General features: G+C 39.6%; 14 protein-coding genes. 8 read left to right on the plus strand and 6 right to left on the minus strand.

Annotated features, from left to right (window positions below):
- Positions 1–153: 153 nt before the first annotated feature.
- Positions 154–627, minus strand: coding sequence for a ribonuclease H-like YkuK family protein (locus ACS5PU_RS03485; protein ID WP_439457875.1), 474 nt, complete (start codon positions 625–627; stop codon positions 154–156).
- 210 nt (positions 628–837) lie between these two features.
- On the opposite strand from ACS5PU_RS03485, the gene ACS5PU_RS03490 reads away from it, so the two are divergent.
- From ACS5PU_RS03490 to ACS5PU_RS03520, 7 genes are all read left to right on the plus strand, one after another.
- On the plus strand, positions 838–1,056 hold the full coding sequence (locus tag ACS5PU_RS03490; protein ID WP_439457876.1) for a hypothetical protein: 219 nt from the start codon (positions 838–840) through the stop codon (positions 1,054–1,056).
- 50 nt (positions 1,057–1,106) lie between these two features.
- Entirely contained in the window at positions 1,107–2,411 is a 1,305-nt protein-coding gene (locus ACS5PU_RS03495; protein WP_439457877.1) for a DEAD/DEAH box helicase, read from the plus strand.
- 139 nt (positions 2,412–2,550) lie between these two features.
- Positions 2,551–2,784 carry a DUF1456 family protein gene (locus ACS5PU_RS03500; protein ID WP_439457878.1) on the plus strand — a complete coding sequence of 78 codons (234 nt, stop codon included), beginning with the start codon at positions 2,551–2,553 and terminating at the stop codon, positions 2,782–2,784.
- On the plus strand, positions 2,768–5,467 hold the full coding sequence (locus ACS5PU_RS03505; RefSeq protein WP_439457879.1) for an outer membrane beta-barrel protein: 2,700 nt from the start codon (positions 2,768–2,770) through the stop codon (positions 5,465–5,467). The genes ACS5PU_RS03500 and ACS5PU_RS03505 overlap by 17 nt, the downstream gene beginning before the upstream one ends.
- A 48-nt stretch (positions 5,468–5,515) precedes the next feature.
- The gene (locus ACS5PU_RS03510; RefSeq protein WP_439457880.1) at positions 5,516–6,253 is read left to right on the plus strand and encodes a GDSL-type esterase/lipase family protein; all 738 of its coding nucleotides are present in this window, start codon (positions 5,516–5,518) and stop codon (positions 6,251–6,253) included.
- A gap of 505 nt (positions 6,254–6,758) precedes the next feature.
- A complete protein-coding gene (locus ACS5PU_RS03515) occupies positions 6,759–7,106 on the plus strand; it encodes a hypothetical protein (RefSeq protein WP_439457881.1) in 348 nt (115 codons plus the stop codon).
- A gap of 18 nt (positions 7,107–7,124) precedes the next feature.
- A complete protein-coding gene (locus tag ACS5PU_RS03520; RefSeq protein WP_439457882.1) occupies positions 7,125–7,511 on the plus strand; it encodes a hypothetical protein in 387 nt (128 codons plus the stop codon).
- Positions 7,512–7,619: 108 nt separating this feature from the next.
- Here ACS5PU_RS03520 and ettA read toward each other — a convergent pair whose 3' ends face one another.
- Positions 7,620–9,299: an energy-dependent translational throttle protein EttA gene (gene ettA / locus ACS5PU_RS03525; RefSeq protein WP_439457883.1), complete on the minus strand. Its 1,680-nt coding sequence runs from the start codon at positions 9,297–9,299 to the stop codon at positions 7,620–7,622.
- 230 nt (positions 9,300–9,529) lie between these two features.
- Between ettA and ACS5PU_RS03530 the strand changes: the two genes are divergently transcribed.
- The gene (locus ACS5PU_RS03530) at positions 9,530–11,983 is read left to right on the plus strand and encodes a mechanosensitive ion channel family protein (RefSeq protein ID WP_439457884.1); all 2,454 of its coding nucleotides are present in this window, start codon (positions 9,530–9,532) and stop codon (positions 11,981–11,983) included.
- A gap of 230 nt (positions 11,984–12,213) precedes the next feature.
- Here ACS5PU_RS03530 and ACS5PU_RS03535 read toward each other — a convergent pair whose 3' ends face one another.
- The 4 genes from ACS5PU_RS03535 to ACS5PU_RS03550 all read right to left on the minus strand — a co-directional run bounded on the left by ACS5PU_RS03535 (position 12,214) and on the right by ACS5PU_RS03550 (position 18,715).
- A complete protein-coding gene (locus tag ACS5PU_RS03535) occupies positions 12,214–13,743 on the minus strand; it encodes a DUF4394 domain-containing protein (protein ID WP_439457885.1) in 1,530 nt (509 codons plus the stop codon).
- Between the two features lie 51 nt (positions 13,744–13,794).
- Positions 13,795–14,109 (minus strand): hypothetical protein, encoded by a 315-nt coding sequence (locus ACS5PU_RS03540; RefSeq protein WP_439457886.1) that lies wholly within the window; start codon positions 14,107–14,109, stop codon positions 13,795–13,797.
- Between the two features lie 165 nt (positions 14,110–14,274).
- Positions 14,275–15,774: a RagB/SusD family nutrient uptake outer membrane protein gene (locus ACS5PU_RS03545; protein WP_439457887.1), complete on the minus strand. Its 1,500-nt coding sequence runs from the start codon at positions 15,772–15,774 to the stop codon at positions 14,275–14,277.
- A gap of 16 nt (positions 15,775–15,790) precedes the next feature.
- Positions 15,791–18,715 (minus strand): SusC/RagA family TonB-linked outer membrane protein, encoded by a 2,925-nt coding sequence (locus ACS5PU_RS03550; RefSeq protein ID WP_439457888.1) that lies wholly within the window; start codon positions 18,713–18,715, stop codon positions 15,791–15,793.
- Positions 18,716–19,113: the final 398 nt, after the last annotated feature.

Consider the following 19,113-nt stretch of genomic DNA (forward strand, 5'->3'; position numbering starts at 1 on the left):
TTAAAAAGACAACAGCAAAGATGCGGTTTTGTTAGGAGCTAACCTTAAAATAGGTAATAAAAAGGCGCAGAAGGATTATCACCCACCTAAAAAGAAGAGGTATGAAGAGATATTAAAAACCTCTCAGGTTTCAAAAACCTGAGAGGTTTTTTCTTAATGTACCATTTTATCGGCACAGGTAGAGCTAGCGAAGGCTTCGGGCTTGGCTTTAAAAATAAAACCCATGCTTAAAATGTAACCCATTGCATCGTTAAGGGCCTTGTTCGATTTAAATGAAGGATTGGTATTGATATCGGCATGTACTTCAAGCGCCACATCATAAATGTCAAGTAAATCACAAATAGAATAAGCCGTTTCTATCGATTTTTGAACTTCCATTAACATTCTCTCTTTAATGCTGACCTGTTGCGTGCTTTTCTCCTGGTGGATGTACATAAAGCCACCATGATGTTCTCTTAATAAAACAATTACGGTTGCAAAATCGGTTGTTGCACCCTTAACCTGCGAGTCGGTACCGATGCAAACTTTTAGCTTAAAACCGTTTTCGCTTTCTCTGATAATTGCTTTTTCTACTTCTTCGAGGATTGAAGATTGGATAATTTCACCACTGAATTTTTTCCACGTCATACATTGTGTGTTTTTGAGGTTAACAAATGGTAATCAGGTTTTTATAAAAATAGGCGCTAAAAATTAAATATGTGTTAAGGCTAGATTGTTTATTTGCTAACAAAAAGTTAGTTATCAACAAGTTAATAATTATTATTTGCTTTGTAGGCCTGTTTTTGAAACAATTGCTAATTCGTGCCGTTATATTTACACCACCAATATTTTTTTATTATGAAAGCAGAATTAATTCAGGAGTTACAGTTATTGCAGAACTGTAGGGCCAATAAATTTGCCGATGATATGGCCGATAGGATTTTATCATCAGTTGATGCCGTTAATGAAAAGCTGTCTTCAACCTTGTCTTTGCGCGGCAGCATGTTAATGATGTTAGAGAAAAGATTAAATTTTGCCACCCTCCGAAAACTGAGGGCACGTTTTTTTAAACCCTAACGCCGCGAATAGATTTAGCCGTAAACAGAAATGATTACCTTTATGGCGGAATGATAGAAAATGCCCTAAAAAAATTAAATATACCTGCACTTAACGAGATGCAGGAAACCGCTGTAAAAGCTACCCGTACCGGTAGGGATGTAATATTAATTGCACCAACGGGTTCGGGGAAAACCCTTGCTTTTTTACTGCCTTTGCTTGCCAATTTAAAACCGGAAGTAAAAGGGGTACAGGCTTTGGTCTTGGTTCCTTCAAGAGAGCTGGCTCTGCAGATTGAGCAGGTTTTTAAACAGATGGGCACATCTTTTAAGGTAAACTGCTGTTATGGGGGGCATGCTGTAAGGATAGAAAAAAACAATCTGGCGCATCCGCCTGCGGTTTTAATCGGAACACCGGGCAGGGTAGCTTATCACCTCGAACATCAGAATTTCGACGAATCTTTTATTGAAACTTTAATCTTGGATGAATTTGATAAATCGCTCGAATTTGGCTTTGAAAACGACATGTCGTACATTATCGGTACTTTACTTTCGTTAAAGCAAAGGATATTGACCTCTGCCACAAAAATGGAAGAAATACCAGCTTTTGTTAAGATCAATACACCTGTAGTTGTAGATTTTTCTAAAAATGCAGAAGCAAAACCAGATTTAAAACTCAAAAAAATAACGGTTCCTGCTGCGGATAAGCTCGAATATCTTTTTAGGCTGCTCAGTAAAATTGGCGGCAAAAATACATTGGTTTTCTGTAACCACAGAGAAACTGTTGATCGGATCAGCGATCTGCTTTTTGAGCATGGTTTAGGGCATGATGTTTTTCACGGTGGCATGGAACAGTTTGATCGCGAAAAAGCGCTTTTGAAATTTAGGAACGGAAGCCACCGGATTCTGATTACCACCGATCTGGCTGCACGCGGGCTCGATATTCCGGAAGTAGAGCACATAGTTCACTATCAGCTACCTTATACCGAAGATGCCTACATTCACCGCAATGGCCGTACCGCCCGCATGCATGCAAAAGGAACAGCCTATGCCATTTTAACCACAGAAGAAAACTATAAATACCTGCCCGATGATGTGGAGGAAGAAGTTCTATTGGATAAATATACACTGCCAGAGGCTAGTGATTGGGTAACTTTATACCTGGCCCACGGTAAGAAAGATAAGATAAACAAAATTGATATTGTTGGCTTATTTTTGCAAAAGGGGAATTTAACAAAAGAGGATCTGGGTTTAATTGAAGTTAAAGATACAAGCAGTTACATAGCGGTAAAACGCAGCAAAGTAGAAAAACTGTTAAAAGTTTTAAGCGGCGAGAAAATTAAAGGAAAGAAACTTAAATTAGAAGTAGCGAGCTAGAATTGAGTTTGGCGTTGATATTTCGGAATTGGGAATTAATATTAGGCTTTTAAACCTTTAACCTTCCAACATTATAACATTTAACAACATTCTATCATTCAATCATTCAATCACGCTATCATTCAACAATTAAAAAGACATGAGCAACAACGATATTATAAAAAAACTAAGAGTAGCATTATCACTTAAAACCGAAGATATAATTACCATTTGCGATTTGGTTGGTTTTAAGGTTACCAAAGCCGAACTGGGCGATATTTTTAGAAACGAAGACCATGAGAATTTTAAGCCGTGTGGCGATCAGATCCTGCGTAATTTTTTAAATGGTCTTGTCATTTACAAAAGAGGTCCGAGGGATGAGAAAAAGCAGTAATTTATGCTTTTTGTTACTTTTTATACTGATCACTTTCTCTTTTAACGCGCTCGCTCAGTCTCAGTTTAAAATCAGTGGGCAGATAACCGATTCTTTAAAAAAGCCCATCGAGGGTGTAAGTATCCGGTTAATCACCGATAAAGATACCCTCCGTTCAAATACAAACGGAAAGGGGAATTTCTCTTTCTCAAAAGTGAATAACAGCAAGTTCTATCTTGTTGTAAAGGCTTTGGGCTATAAGTCCTTTGCCTCTGTATATGAAATTGACCCTTCCATAAAAAATCAGGTACTCGATCCTATAGTGCTTAAAACCAAAACCATACACCTTGATGATGTGGAGGTAAAAGTAAAGGTTGATCCGATTAAAATTAAGAAAGATACCATTGAATACAATGCCGGTGCTTATACCGTGCGCGAAAATGATAAAGTAGAAGACCTGTTAAAACAGCTTCAGGGTATAGAGGTAGATGAAAAAGGAGCAGTTACGGCCATGGGAAAAAAAATGACCAAGCTGCGCGTAAACGGCGAAGATTTTTTTACCAGCAATGTGGAAGATTACATTAGGCAGTTACCGGCCGACATGGTAGCCAAGCTACAGGTAATTGATGATTATGGTGATGAGGCTAATTTTACCGGCATAAAAACGGGTACGCCACAAAAAATGTTAAACCTGGTAACCAAACCCGGAATGGATAAAGGTGTTTTTGGCGGGCTAAACGTAAGTTCTTCTACCAATAATGCCCATAATTTGGGACTTAATGGCAGCATATGGAAAAAAACTAAGCAGATTGGTTTCGGTGGCCGTTACGGAATTACCGATAACGAATTTACCAAATTGAACAACCGGGGCTTAAATGGAAACATCAGAGATAAAATTTCGAAAGAATTTACACTTACGGCAGGGTATAACCTTAACAATGTTAGCAACAATTCGATACAGAGCACTTACCTCGAAACCTTTAACCCTCAGGGAACAATATACGATTTAAGGGAAAGTGCCAATAACTCCAGCTCGCTTAACAATAACATTAACCTGGGGTTTAACGGGGCAACAAAGAAGAATTATTTTAACGCCTCCCTTACCGGTGCATTGGCCAACGGTAAAAATGATGCTTTTTCTACTTCAAATAAAACAGGTTTTATTAGGCAGGATCTTATTTCCAGTTCAGGTTCGAAAAACAACAGCCCCAATATTAATGGAAACCTTAATTGGTCGAGGCGTTTATCCAATAATAAGAAATCGCTTTCAATGGGTTTCAATTTTGGTAGTAGCGATGGCCGTTCAAATAGTACTATTAATGATATCATCAGGTATTATAACGAAACTACGAACGTTTTGGTCAAAGATTCGCTTTTAAACCGATTGGTCGAAAACAATACCAAGAATTCTAATTTGGGGGGGAATATCCAGTTTTCCAACGCTTTAAAGCGCGCAAGCGATAGCACGGCATACACTTTTATCAATTTTTCTTACCGCTTTTCTGTCAGCAGAAGCCAGAACATGCAGCATACTACGGTAATCAATGGTTTTGGAGAGCGTTTTTTGGTCGATTCGCTAGGCCAGGATTATGTTTCGAACTTTATTAACCAGAATTTCGGCATAGGCTACAATACCAATAAAAAGAAGATCAGCTATAATTTTGGCATTAATTTTTCGCCAAGCATCATCATCGGTAAATATCAGGATACCGGACAGGAGCTCAAGAATTATCAGTTAAACTTTTCACCTTCAGGCAATTTAAGTTACCAGGTTAAAGAGAACAAAAGTTTAAGTTTTGGCTATAATGGTTATACCAGTTCGCCCGATTTTAATAAGCTTCAGCCCATCAGGAACAATAACGATGTGCAGAACCTGGTTATCGGAAATCCTGATTTAAAAGCGACCTCGAGCCACAACGCAGATTTAAGCTATAATCAGTTCGACAACAAAAGCGGGTGGAGTATCATGGCAGGGCTATCGGGAAATTTCGCTTTTAATAGCGTGGTAAGTAATACGGTATTTTTGAGGGATACACTGAACAGCCTAAAACAGCAAACCACTTACGAGAATGTAAACGGAATTTATAGCATTGGCGGAAATTATTCGGTAAACAGAAGATTAATGGCTAATAAGCTTTCACTGTCTTTGACCGGAAATTTAGGGTATAGCCATAATGTTTTTTATACCGATAATGTGTTGAACAGAAGCAGCGGAATAAATGTTTCGAACGGTTTTAGGTTTAACCTGAACGAAAAGAAATTTGCCGTAAACAGCAGTGTATCTTACAGTTTTAGTTCGAATACCTATTCGGTGCTTAACCAGAATATCAAAAATATCCAGGTATTGGCCTTAAACGGAAGTGCCAGCTGGATTCCCAGCAAGCGTTTTAGGGTAAATGCATCGGCGTCTAAAAGTTTAAATTTTGGATATAATTTAAATGCAGGTAATCCTTTACTGGTAAACATGGGCTTAAGCAGCTCTTTCCTTAAAAACAATAAGCTTAATTTTGCTTTACAGGCCAACGATCTGTTTAATCAGGCTTCGCTTTTTAGAACCAGCATTACCAACAATGCCATATCCGAAAACAGGACGAGGTTTATCAGCCGGTTTGTGCAGGCTACGTTAAGTTACAATATCAGTCAGTTTGGAGATAAAAGAGTGAGGACAACACCTACAAATATTAATAATGAGGAGCTTTATTAAAAGAAAATTAATTTAGCTTAGCAGTTTTATATGCTGATCAAACATCCCATGAAAAGTAAAATGCTATTCTTTCTTTTGCTGGTTAGTGCCAACAGTTTATTTGCACAAACTGTACCTAACGATTCTCTAAACAACAGGCCTAAAAAGGAAAACTTTGCCGATGATTGGGCGGCGCTTACCAAATACCAGAAAGAAAATGTGCTTTTACCGCCACCAACTAAAAAAGAAAAAAGAGTTGTGTTTTTGGGAAGCTCAATTTTTGAGTTTTGGAAGCAGAAAGATCCCGCATATTTTAACAACAATCCGTATTTGGATAGGGGTATAAGCGGACAGATTTCTCCGCAATTGCTGATCAGGTTTAGGCAGGATGTAATTAACCTGCAGCCCAAGGTGGTAATTATTTTGGCAGGCAGTAATGATATTGCGGGCAATACCGGACATGTTACCAACGATAAGATTATGGATAACATTAAATCAATGGCCGAACTGGCAAGGTTGCACCACATTAAAGTGATTTTGTGCAAATATCTCCCGGTTTATCAATATCCCTGGAACAAAAGCATACAGCCAGCAGATACCATTATAGCTTTAAACGAATTGATTGTTGCCTATGCTAAGAAGAAGCACTACACTGTACTGGATTATTGGACACCCTTGGTTGATGAACGCAAGGGGCAAAGGGCCGATTTAACGGTTGATGGTGTGCACCCTAATGTGGCCGGTTATAAAATAATGGAAGAGGTAACGGAAGTGGCCATAAAAAAGGCATTGAAAAATAGGCACTAGGTCGAATTTATTAGTTCACTGGTTCATTTGTCATTAGTTAATTGGTGAGCATGGGGAAGAAAAATCCATGTTTTTCGTGAATCCGTGGCTAAAAGCTCGCAGTAATTAGTTCATTTGTCATTAGTTCATTGGTTAGCATGATGCAGAAAAATCTGTGTTCTCCGTGAATCCGTGGCTAAAAGTTCGCATGTCAATAGTTCATTGGTTAGATAATGCAGATATTAAGCATCATAAAACACAAGTAACTTTCCTTTGCTGTCATTCTGAACGCAGTGAAGAATCTTACAGCAAAGTAGAAACCAATAATAAATAAGACCCATCAGTATCACTTATTATTTTGTTTAATGAATTTTCAATAATATTTGAAAGTTTAATAATTTTATTTTACTTTTACCCATGAAGGGGATTGGTGCATCGCATATATTAAATTAAGCCTTAAAGGCCTATTTTTTTTGATATATACTTTCATTATTTCCTGAAAGTTGTGTAATTAAATTTATAGGTTATGGATTACAATATACTTGGCTATGGTATTTTTATTACTGTGATCACCTGCATCATCGTGATAGTAGGAAAAATATGCTACCGCAATGGAAATATCTTTGTTGCATCACTCATTCCAGATCATTTAGACCTCTGCCAACAGATTAATAAATCGCTGCTGGTTTCTTATTACCTGGTCAATATCGGATATGCTGCAATTACTTTGGTAGGCTGGGAAACGGTCGTCTCATCGCAACAGCTAATAGAAGTTATGGCAATCAAAATCGCAACCATTGTATGTATTTTATCTATGCTACATTATTTAAATATTTATCTGCTCACCAATACCATTCATAAATTAATAAAATAACAATCTAAAAACTAAATCATGGAAACGACAAAAATTTTAATCGGCTATGCGGTTTATTTACCAGTTGCGCTCTTCTTAACCTTATATGTTTCAAAAACCCTGTTCAAAAACAGTAAAGTTTATATGCTCGATATTTTTAAGGGAAGGGAAGAGATTGCCAATGCTACAAATAAACTTTTTGAAACGGGTTTTTACCTGTTGAACATTGGGTTTGCGCTGTTGATTATGAAGATTACCATCAGCACGAACGATTATCGCAATTTAATAGAGGCACTAAGTTCTAAAATTGGTGGTTTTGCCATTTACCTCGGTATAATGCTATTCATTAACCTGTATTTTTTCTTTAGGGGTAAACGTAAAGCGAAAGAGAATCAAAGGCCTGTACCAGTTGCTCAGCCTATTTAAATCGTCTTGTGAAGATTCCCGAAGTTTTCTGGGGGCTATTCTTTTTAACTTCGGAAGTCTTTAACGCTTTTAAAACAAAAAAGTCCCGATTTTCACCGGGACTTTTTATTAACTTAATTTTTTATATCTGATTCGTTTTGGTGTAACATCACCCAAACGTTTCTTACGGTTTTCTTCGTAATCGGAGTAGTTACCTTCAAAGAAATAAACTTCAGAGTTACCTTCGAAAGCAAGAATGTGTGTACAGATCCTATCTAAAAACCACCTATCGTGACTAATCACCACAGCACAACCGCCAAAGTTTTCTAAAGCTTCTTCAAGTGCACGCAGTGTATTTACGTCGATATCGTTGGTAGGCTCATCCAGTAGCAATACGTTTGCACCCTTTTTCAACGTAATAGCCAAATGTACACGGTTGCGCTCACCACCAGATAGGATTCCTACTTTTTTCTGCTGATCGCCACCATTGAAATTGAATTTAGAAACATAGGCACGGCCATTAACAGCTTTTGTTCCCAGCTGTATGTTATCCAAACCATCGGTAATGTTTTCGTAAACGGTTTTATCGGCATCCAGGTCGTTATGCATCTGATCTACGTAACCCAGTTCTACGGTTTCACCCACGCGGAAAGTACCGGTATCTGCCTCTTCCTGGCCGGTAATTAAACGGAACAAGGTGGTTTTACCCGCACCATTTGGCCCGATAATACCCACAATACCCGCTGGAGGAAGAGAAAAGTTTAAATTATCGAACAATACTTTATCGCCGTAGGCTTTGGTTACATTGGTAGCTTCAATTACCACATTACCCAAACGTGGGCCTGCAGGTATAAAAAGCTCTAATTTATCTTCTCTTTCTTTACCATCTTCTGAGGCTAATTTATCGTAATTGGCTAAACGTGCTTTCGATTTTGCATGGCGTGCTTTTGGGGCCATACGTACCCATTCCAACTCGCGTTCTAAAGTTTTTTGGCGCTTGCTTTCTGTTTTTTCTTCCTGAGATAAGCGTTTAGCCTTTTGGTCTAACCAGCTGCTGTAGTTACCTTTCCATGGAATACCTTCGCCGCGGTCTAACTCTAAAATCCATCCGGCAACGTTATCCAAGAAATACCTATCGTGGGTAACCGCAATTACTGTTCCTTCGTAGTTTTGTAAAAACTGCTCTAGCCAATCGATACTTTCGGCATCCAAGTGGTTGGTAGGCTCATCCAATAATAAAACATCAGGATGTTGCAGCAACAAACGGCACATGGCCACACGGCGGCGCTCACCGCCCGATAGTACCCCAATTTTCGTGTCGGGATCAGGGCAGCGCAAAGCATCCATTGCTCTTTCCAGTTTCGAATCAATTTCCCATGCACCCAAAGCATCAATCTTATCCTGAAGCTCTCCCTGTCTGGCCATCAGTTTATCCATCGCATCTGGATCAGAATAATTTTCCTCTAAACCAAAAGCTTCGTTTACTTCTTCGTATTCTTTCAAAATGGCGGTTACTTCGGCCACACCTTCTTCAACTACTTCGCGCACGGTTTTCTCTGGATCAAGGATTGGTTCCTGCGCCAAATAACCAACTGAATAGCCTGGCGAGAAAACAACCTCGCCCTGGTAAGATTTATCTAAACCGGCAATAATTTTTAAAAGGGATGACTTACCAGAACCATTTAAACCGATAACACCGATTTTGGCCCCGTAAAAGAATGAAAGGTAAATATTTTTTAAAACCTGTTTTTGTGGAGGGTAAATTTTATTTACACCTGCCATAGAAAAGATTATTTTCTCGTCTGACATTATAATATGTGATTTAAATTATAGCGGTTAAGGTTACAAAGATAAGGAAGGGATGGAGCTAAGCAAGTAAAAAAGCTTTCAATGTATTGCTGCCCAATAAATTTACAACTGATGACAGGGTTAAACTGATTTTGTGGTAATACTATGATTATGAGTGTTGTAAGGTTGGCTGTTGATGGCTGTTTGATTGTTTTAACGGTTTTTCGTATTATTGATTAATTCTACCGCTCATGAAAATCAAAGCCTTTTTACTCATCCTGATATTAATGTGCACATTTAATCTGCTTAGGGCACAAAAGCAGGATAGTTTGCATGGCAGTACTTTATCTGATAGCCTTAAACAGACCTTTGTTCAAAAAATGCAGGATTTTGCAAAGCGTTCTGCCAAAAAGAGTAAGGAGGAGTTTGAAGCAGATAAGGCCACAATCGATCAGATCAGGATTTTTGAGCAGTTTAGAAAAACCATGCAAAAGGCCAGAAACTATTTAAACAATGGTTTGGATACGCCTGGTATTAAGAACGAGTTAAAGGAAATTGATGATGATTTTGTAAAGGCAGGTGATGGCGTATTTACCAATAAGGGCACGGCACACACTTTCCGCAACCTTACCGCTACTTCCAAAATACTTGCCGAGCTGCTAAAAAAGGCAAATGCGCGAAAAATAAGTTTGGATGCCAATCAACAGCTGCTCAATAACTTTCGGTATCAGCTCGATTCTTTATCCAGTGAACCTGCGCTTTTTAAGTTCCCTCAGGATTCTGTTTCCCTGATGAAATACCTAAACAAGGTGGTTTTAGTGGCCCGCGAAGTTAAGCCTGTAGATAGCATGCTAAAAATCGCGAACAGCAATATCCAAAGTTTACTTAACCAGGTAAATGTTTCGGTATTTAAACTGCAGAACCATCTGGAAGATATCGAATTCTATCAACAGGCCATGGCCGATAATGGTTTTAAGCGGGAGTTTGGAAATCTATTAGGTCCTGAAGGTCATTACCGCCCCTTTGGCGAAATATTGGCAAATTCGTGGACCAAAGGCCTTATGACATTGGGTTTCTATGCAGAAAACAATTATGGCAAACTATTAACCTTGATGTTGTTGGTATTTTTATCATTTACCTATTTAAAATCGCTCAAAAATATTTACAAAGATTCTAATTTACTGCACGAAAATATGGAGGGGCAACTGGTTATCAGGTATCCATTTCTTTCGGCGCTGCTCATTGTGATCAGTATATTTCAGTTCATTTTTCAGTCACCTCCATTCATACTCAATGCCATCTTATGGATCAGCTGCTGTATCGCGTTAAGCATAATCTTCAAACGTTTCATCAACAAATACTGGATGAATGTTTGGTTGGCCATGGTTGTGCTTTTTGGGCTTGCCGTTATTGATAATTTGATATTGCAGGCGTCGAGAACGGAAAGATGGGTGATTTTGATTATCTCGGCAACAGGGATATTTTTTGGGGTATTTACTTTATTAAAAGGCAAAAGAGATACCCTGCGTGAGAAATGGATAGTGTATTCGATTGCCCTGATGGTGTTTTTAGAAAGCATGTCTGTATTAATGAACCTCCTTGGACGGTATAACCTGGCCAAAACATTTTTTATAGGCGGTTACTTAAACGTAGTGGTAGCTATTTTATTTCTTTGGACAGTAAGGCTCATTAACGAAGGCCTAAACCTAGCCTTTAACATCTATGCTGGGCAGGATAAAAAGCTTTTCTATTTAAATTTCTCTAAGGTGGGCAAGCGGGCGCCATTGCTGTTTTATGCACTGCTTATTATAGGCTGGTTAGTTTTATTTGGTCGGAATTTTCCGGCATACAGCTATTTTTCTAAACCATTGAAAGAATTTTTTACGGAAGATAGGACCATTGGCGATTATACTTTCAGCATCAATACGCTATTACTTTTTGTCGTCATTATTGTAATATCGGTAATTGTATCAAAGGTCGTATCCTTTTTTGCCAGCGATAAGCATCTCGAACATAATGACGATAATAAGCGCTATGGCATTGGGAGCTGGTTATTGTTGGTGCGCATTGCGATTTTGGCCATTGGTTTATTTTTGGCTGTAGCTGCTGCGGGCATACCTATAGATAGGATAACGATTATATTGGGCGCATTAGGTGTTGGTATAGGCTTTGGCCTGCAAACTTTGGTTAATAACCTGGCAAGTGGTCTGATTATCGCTTTTGAAAAGCCGGTTAATGTTGGCGATATTGTTGATGTTGACGGGCAGGCAGGTACCATGAAATCGATCGGGTTTAGGAGCAGCGTTATTTCTACCTGGGATGGTGCAGATGTAGTGATGCCAAACGGCGACCTGTTGAATGCCCACCTTATCAATTGGTCGTTAGGTGGAAACCGTAAGCGGATATCGATAAACGTAAATGTTGCGTATAACAGCGACCTTCAAAAAATCAGAGCAGTTTTGATGGATGTGCTGAGCCAAGAAGAAAGAATTATTAAAAGTCCTGCACCGGCTGTGCAATACGAGCAGTTTGCCGATAGTGCCATCGGGATTAAAATTTATTTCTGGACCAAGCAGATCGGCAATGCAGCCAATACAAAAAGCGATTTAATTGTGGCAATAAACGAAGCGTTCAAAACCAATGATATTATTATACCTTACCAGAAACAGGATATCACCATCCACTATCCAAAAGAGAAGGAATGAGTATTTTGAGCTTGAAAAGCTTGCTTAAATGCCAAATTAACTTAATTCTAATCGGGTTTTAATGTAATTATCAAATTTTGCTCATAAAATACTTAAGGTTGTACGGGGGAACGTAAAAGCACTAATTTTAGCATGCGGATTAGTTCTTAGTAGATACCGTAAACATTAGTTAAAGCAAAAGCCTTTCAGGATTGAAAGGCTTTTGCTTTTTTGTTTGAAAATAAAATGGCTTAAAAACCCAAGCCTAAAGTAAAGCCGCGCACAGCAGTGCTGATTGTAGCACCGGGGGTTGCCGCACCTGTGGTTAAATTTACTGTATATAATTTTTGCACACCGCCAACTGTAAAAATACCGTAAGCAAGTCCGCTGGTACCGCCAATATCGAAACCACTATTGGCTTCAACATTTACACCAAGCGGGCCAACATCAACCAATGTTCCGGCATTTGGTGGGTCTTGTTTGTATAAACGGTCTGTGGTAGAATCGATATCGAACAATACTGTTGTTGCTGCACCTGCAAAATTATTGGTATATGCAGCCCCTGAAATCGCCACGTTGCTTAACGAAATCGGGCTATCTACTGTAAGTACAGCATCGGCTGGGTTTATCCTGAAGTTTTGGCCGGTGTTGCCAACTATCCTGATGCGATCAACCGTTGGATTAAAATCTATTCCCACTTGTGTAGCCGTTAACAGGGTAGTAAGTGGCCCGGTTCCGACCATTGCAGCTGCACCAGATGAAGCATTGATCGAATAAATTCTGCTTGTGCTTCCAATGGCAAACAATTGCCCATTTAATGGGCGCATATCGATACCTAAAATACTCTCTCCGGTTTGTATGCCCGTAATTGCTTTAACTACTAACGTTGGGCTTGCAGCAGTAGGATTAAAAATTAATAATTCGTTGTTATTTGAAACAGCATAGGCAACCGGTTCGGTAGGAATGGCAATACCTGTAATCTGTTGATCAACATTACTGATTTTCGAAGCTTTTCCTGAAGTAAGGTCAATCAGGTATAAGCCCGATTTTCCACCGGTTGTTAAAGCAGCTAATGCTGCTGTGCCATCCGGATTGATGTCGAAACCGCCAATATCTTCAAAGTCGAAGCCCAAACTGCCAACTTCAACCAGTTTACCATCATTTGGCGGATCTTGCTTATGCAGTTTATCGTTTGCAATATCGATATCGAAAAGCACGGTCGTACTCGCGCCAGCCTTATTTTGGGTATAGGCAACTGACGAAGCTTTTGCATTGGTTACCCCGTTAATTGCGCCATCTGTGGCTGCTACGGTTCCAGTTTCAGGATTTAAGCGTAAATTTTGCCCGGTTGAGGTAACCAGACGGATACGGTCTACAGTTGGGTTAAAATCAAAACCTACTGAGGTTCCGCTTAAGGCTGGCGTAAACGGTGCAGTAGAAATAGACCGCGCAGCGCCCGTTTTTTGGTCAATTACATAAATACGGCTTGTGCTGCCAACGCCATACAGCTGCCCGGTAGCAGGGCGGAAATCGATGCCTAAAATGCTTTCTCCGCTTTGCAGCCCAGAAATAGTTACCTGGGCGGTTATAGCTGTTGGATTTTTAGCATTAATTAATAAAAGTTTATTATCGGCAGTAAGGGCATACAGGTTAACATCTGGTCCGGGGGTTAAGGTTTCTTGTTCAGGCATGTTGTTCCTGTCTTTCTTGCACGCAGAAAATAAAATAGGGGTCATAATAGTCAATAGGACTACTATGGTGAAAAGTTTGGCTTTTACCATGGTTTTAAGATTTAATTAAGAAAATTATTAGTTAAGGATAAGTGCTTACACTTATTTAGGAGGGTACTCTAATGTTTGTAAATAACGGCTAACCAGTTTGTAATCGGTGATAAATAGTCTGGTTTTAGCCTGGGTAAAATTTAAGAAGCTGAACGGAGTTAACCGGTTAATGGCAAGATCTTCGAGTTTGAGTTTCTCTTCTTCCTGTCCATCATTTTCACTGTTGGAAGGCTTATCTTGTTTGTTGTTTTCTTTAACCACTTCTTGTGGCGATTTTTGAACCATTATGGCATATACTGCCATCTTCCCCGCAAAAGCGATGGTTAAGATGAGTATAATGAGAAGTCTTTGATAAATAGACGCCATGTGGATGATCCGGTTTTTTGGGACTTACCAGCATATACGACAAAAAAACTTCTTTAGATTTTTAGGGAATAATTTATTGTGATTTTTGTAGACAGGATACAAAAACGGGCTGAATCATGAATAAGAATTTATTTTTATGATTCAGCCCGTAATATTTAAGCATACTTATGGGTTTTGCGATAAATTAGGGTTTTTATCGCGTTCGGTTTGTGGAATAAAGTAAATCACCCTTGCATCTGTTGGGTTAATGGTCTGATTTACAGAACCATTAATGGTAGAGTGTGTTCCGGGGTAATCCCTCACTACTGGGCGGTTATTCCTGAACAGGTCGTAAGCCCGCTGGCCTTCAAAAGCCAGTTCCAACCATCTTTCTTCCAGTACAATATCCAATATGCTGTGCGTTGGCGTAATATCGGCCAAAGTATAAGTCGGAATTCCTGCACGGGTTCTGATGATATTCACATCATCTAAAGCCAATTGTGCATTGTTTAGCTTGGCATTGGCCTCTGCCCGGTTGAGGTATATCTCTGCTAAACGTAAGTAAACAGGCGATGTTAAATTAATTACGCCTTCTTGCAGGTTGTTTTTGTTTACATAGTAAATGGGTGCCGCTGGTGTTAATTTGGTATTTAACTGTTGTACACCATTTACAATATATGGCGAGATAAAGCTTTTGCGCTTATCCTGAGGATATTTATTCAGGAAATTGTAATACTTAACCGAAGCATATATTTCTCCCCATCCACTTTCTCCCTGACCTAAGGCATTGCCATTGGCATCGCCACTATAGTACAAAGAGCCAACAGCAGAATAATCGTAGTTTTCGGTTTTGGTATGTTTAATGGCAAAAATGCTTTCCTTGTTGGTTTCTGGTGCAACCCTAAAATAGTTTTGGTATTCGGCATTTTGAAGCAGCTGATATTTGTTTGATCCAATTACCATATTGGCATATTCTACCGCTTTGGCATTGTTATCCATGTACAGATAAACTCTTGATAGGAGTGCATTAGCTGCCATTTTTGAGGCAAAACTATTTCCTTTCTCATCTTTTATATATTGTGCTGCTTTCAATAGGTCGGCCAACACGAAATCGTAAACCTGGGCCACTGTACTTCTTTTAATAATGGCGGCATCTGCTTCACTAACAGTTTCGCTTAAAATTGGAACGCCGGGGTTGCTGGTTGGGTTTTGTGCATAGGGCCTTCCAAACATCCGTACCAAATTGAAGTGCAGCATAGCCCTTAAGAACAGGTTTTCTCCTTTAATCTGCAATAGCTCTGCTGAAGAATTATCGGGTATAAGCCTAATAATTTTATTCGCAGCTGCGGCAATGTAATAAGCCTGCTGGAAATAGGCCGTTGCATTGGCAGAATTGACCAAATGTGTGTATTTGTATAAGTTAGTTACATCACTTGATGAATTTTGGCCCTGTGCTACCTCATCCGATGGAAGCTCGGCCAGCCAATGGTAATTGTTCTCGTAATTTAAACCTTTCAATGTGGCATAATTACCCAACGTTGCGGTTCGCATACCATCAATGGTGTTCAGTAAGCCAGAATCTTCCACTCTATCAGAAGGAAAGTAATCTTTACGGCAGGCCGTTGCAGCAAAAACAATGCAGGCTGCCATTGCAACTTTTATAATATGATTATGATATAATTTCATTTTGATCTTATTTAGGTTAGAAAGTTAAATTAACGCCAAAAACAAATCTTCTGCTTGTTGGGTATCTGAAAGATGATATGCCACCGGTTAGGTCAACCTCTGGGTCTACCCCCGAAAACTTGGTGGCCGTAAATAAGTTATCGCCACTAACATACAGGCGAGCTGCATTTATCGATGCCTTTTTTAGCCAGTTGGTAGGTAAATTGTATCCTACGGTTACATTTCTCAATCTTAAATAACTTCCGTTTTCCAAAAAGCGGGTAGAGGTTTGGTGCGATTGAAGGTTGCCTCCAAATTTGGCCTGTGGATGGGTGGCATCGGTTTGGCCTGGGGTTGTCCACCTTACCGAACCTTTTGGCAATACCTGTTGGTTGTAACTTTCATAAACACCATCGTTATCGAAATAGAAACGGCTATCGTTATACACCCAGTTGCCATACACAAAATTTAAAAAGGCCGAAAGAGTAAAGTTTTTGTAGGCCAGGGTATTGGTTAAACCACCGCTAAATTTAGGTGCTGATGATTTTCCGGTATACTGTCTGGTAGCTTGATTATATGTGCTGGTTACACCTGTTGGGTCGTCTAATTTTTCCCAAAGCGGCTTGCCATCTGCAGGGTTTACACCTGCCCATTTTTGCATGTACCATTCATCCATATCGTGCCCAAGGGCAATAGGCTGCGTACTGGTGTTTACCACCAACAAGCCTTGGTTAAGTTCCATTACTTTATTGCGGTTAAACGACATGTTGAAGCTGGTTTCCCAGTTAAAATCTTTTAACTGGATATTTTTGGAGTTAATGGTAAACTCTAAACCACGGTTTCTTACGGCACCAACATTTCTTCTAATTGTTTGGTAACCAACAGTTGATGGAAGTGGAACTGCGAATAATAAATCAGAGTTACGTTTATCATAGATGTCAATGGTAATGTCAATGCGTTTAAATAAACCGAAATCTAGTCCTAAATTGTATGCTCTCGATTTTTCCCAGGTTAAATCCGGGTTGGCAAGCTGTGTTGGGAAAGCGCCTGTTTGGCCATTGTAAGAGGCTGCAGCATTTAGATTATATAAACCTAACGATTCGTATAAACCATCTAGGTTGTTATCTGCTCTGAAATTCTGGTTTCCAGTGGTACCAAAACTAGTTCGTAGCTTTAAAAATGTAAGTGTAGTGTTGCTCTTTAAAAAATCTTCATTGGATAAAATCCACGATGCACCTGCTTGGTAAAAAGTTGCAGCAGGATTATTTTTCCCAAACCTTGAAGAATATTCATTAACTACAGAGGCTATTAAATAATATTTGCTCTTATAACTATAATCGGCCTGAGCTAAATATTTTATATTTTGGTACTGATCATTTCTTCCGGTAGGTTTGTTTACAATGTCAGTAGCGGTGTTAATGGCATCCATACCGGCAGGTAGCCCTTTGGCTGTAATGCCACTGGCATCGTATTTATAGCTTTCTATCTCGGCAACGCCCAAAACGCTAAGGCTATGCTGACCAAAATTTACAGCATATCTAATCCGGTTAGAGGAAAGTAAAGTAGTAGAAAAAGTATTGCTTAACGATGCTGTTCCCAAATTGGTAGCACCGCTCTGGCTCCGCCTGTCGTAATAATTATTTGAACGGCCGTTTGCTATAGTGGCTCTGTTATAGCTGGAAAGGGTTAGGTTTTTAAGCAGGTCGTAGTCCAGGTTAACGTCGCCCGTGGTGGTAACGCTTCTGGCTTTCGAATAGTTATATTGTAAACCCTGCAAAAAGTTAGAACGGTCTCTTCCTTTCCATGATGGGATATTCCGCGGATCAGTTGGGCTGCCATCGGCATTGTATGCCGGATCATAAGGCATGTTCAGGTAGGCTTGATAAACTGCGCTCTCAGGGTTATAATTATCATTAATTACAATTCCGCTCAGTAAAGCAGTTAATTTAAGTTTTTTTGTTAGCTGTGAGGTAAGATTGGCCCTTAAACTATATTGTGTTTTATCGTTATTGATTAGCGTACCTTCTTCTTTAAAATAGTTGCCAGAGATGTAAAACTGAGTTTTATCGCTTCCGCCCGAAGCAGTTAACGTATGGTTGTTTACCATTGCCGTTCTAAAAGCCTCGTTCCACCAATCGGTATCCGTATTTACCAGTGAAGCAGCAGGAGGGGCGGTAAAGAAGGTTTTCTGGTAATCGTAAAGCTGTTGTGCGTTCATCAATTGAAAATTACCCGTAGTGGCTTTGGCAAAACCTACTGTTGAGTTTAAGCTGAACCTGGTTTCTCCGGCCTTACCTTTCTTGGTGGTTACAATGATTACGCCGTTTGCAGCCCTCGATCCATATAAACCCGTTGCTGCGGCATCCCTCAAAATGGTAATGTTGTCTACATCGGCAGGATTATACGTGCCGCCAATATTTCCGTCAACAACAACGAGTGGACCAATACCTGCATTAATACTGCCAACGCCACGAACTACAATCGTTGACCCGGCTGTTGGATCGCCAGAGGCCGAACTCGCCACAACGCCCGGTGCTTTACCCTGCAGCAGGTTGCCCAGGTTTACCGAAGTTACATCGTTAAGCTGCGATCCGCTTACGGTAGTTACCGCACTGGAAATTTCCGATTTCTTTTTGGTGGTGTAACCAACAACGGTTACAGCATCCAGATCTGTGGTTTGATCGGTTAATGAAACGTTTATTGTTGTGCTGCTGCCCACTTTAATGGTTTGGGTGCTAAAGCCCAATGCTTTAAATTCAAGTGTACTTCCATTGTCGGCGCTAATGGTAAATTTTCCGTTGCCATCGGTCTGTGTGGCTGTTTTGGTGCCCACTACGCTTACGGTAATTCCAGGGAGGGGAAGCTTTTTACTGTCGGTTACAGTACCAGAAACGGTACGGTTTTGTGCCTTTAATATAAAAGCACAGGCAATAAAGGAAATTATTAAAATAAATTTCTTCATGTTTTTTTGATTAGGTTAGTTTTTGGTTCGTTGTTTTAGGAGCGGGTTGGGAGCGGTTAATCAAGGAGGGATAAAAGTTGTTCTTATGTCCATAGCATGTATTTTTTTAAACCGGATACTACTAAACTATCACCATAAAAATTAATTTCAAATGGTTAATGCAGCGCAAACGTTTGTTTGAAATGTGTGCGTAAATGAGGCAATTATGAGGTTTTTAGTGCTTTTGAGGGGGATTTGCACTATAGCCGCACTACTGTAGAATATTATAAAACGCAAACGTTTGCTCCTTTTGCCATCACTACGCTTTTACAGAGAAAGGATGGACTCAAGAGGCATAAAAAAGATCATAAAACAAATACAGGGACGATGTAGATTACTGTCCTTTTAGAAAACAAAAA

Source organism: Pedobacter sp. GSP4 (assembly GCF_051857575.1).
In the GTDB taxonomy this organism is placed as follows: Bacteria; Bacteroidota; Bacteroidia; order Sphingobacteriales; family Sphingobacteriaceae; genus Pedobacter.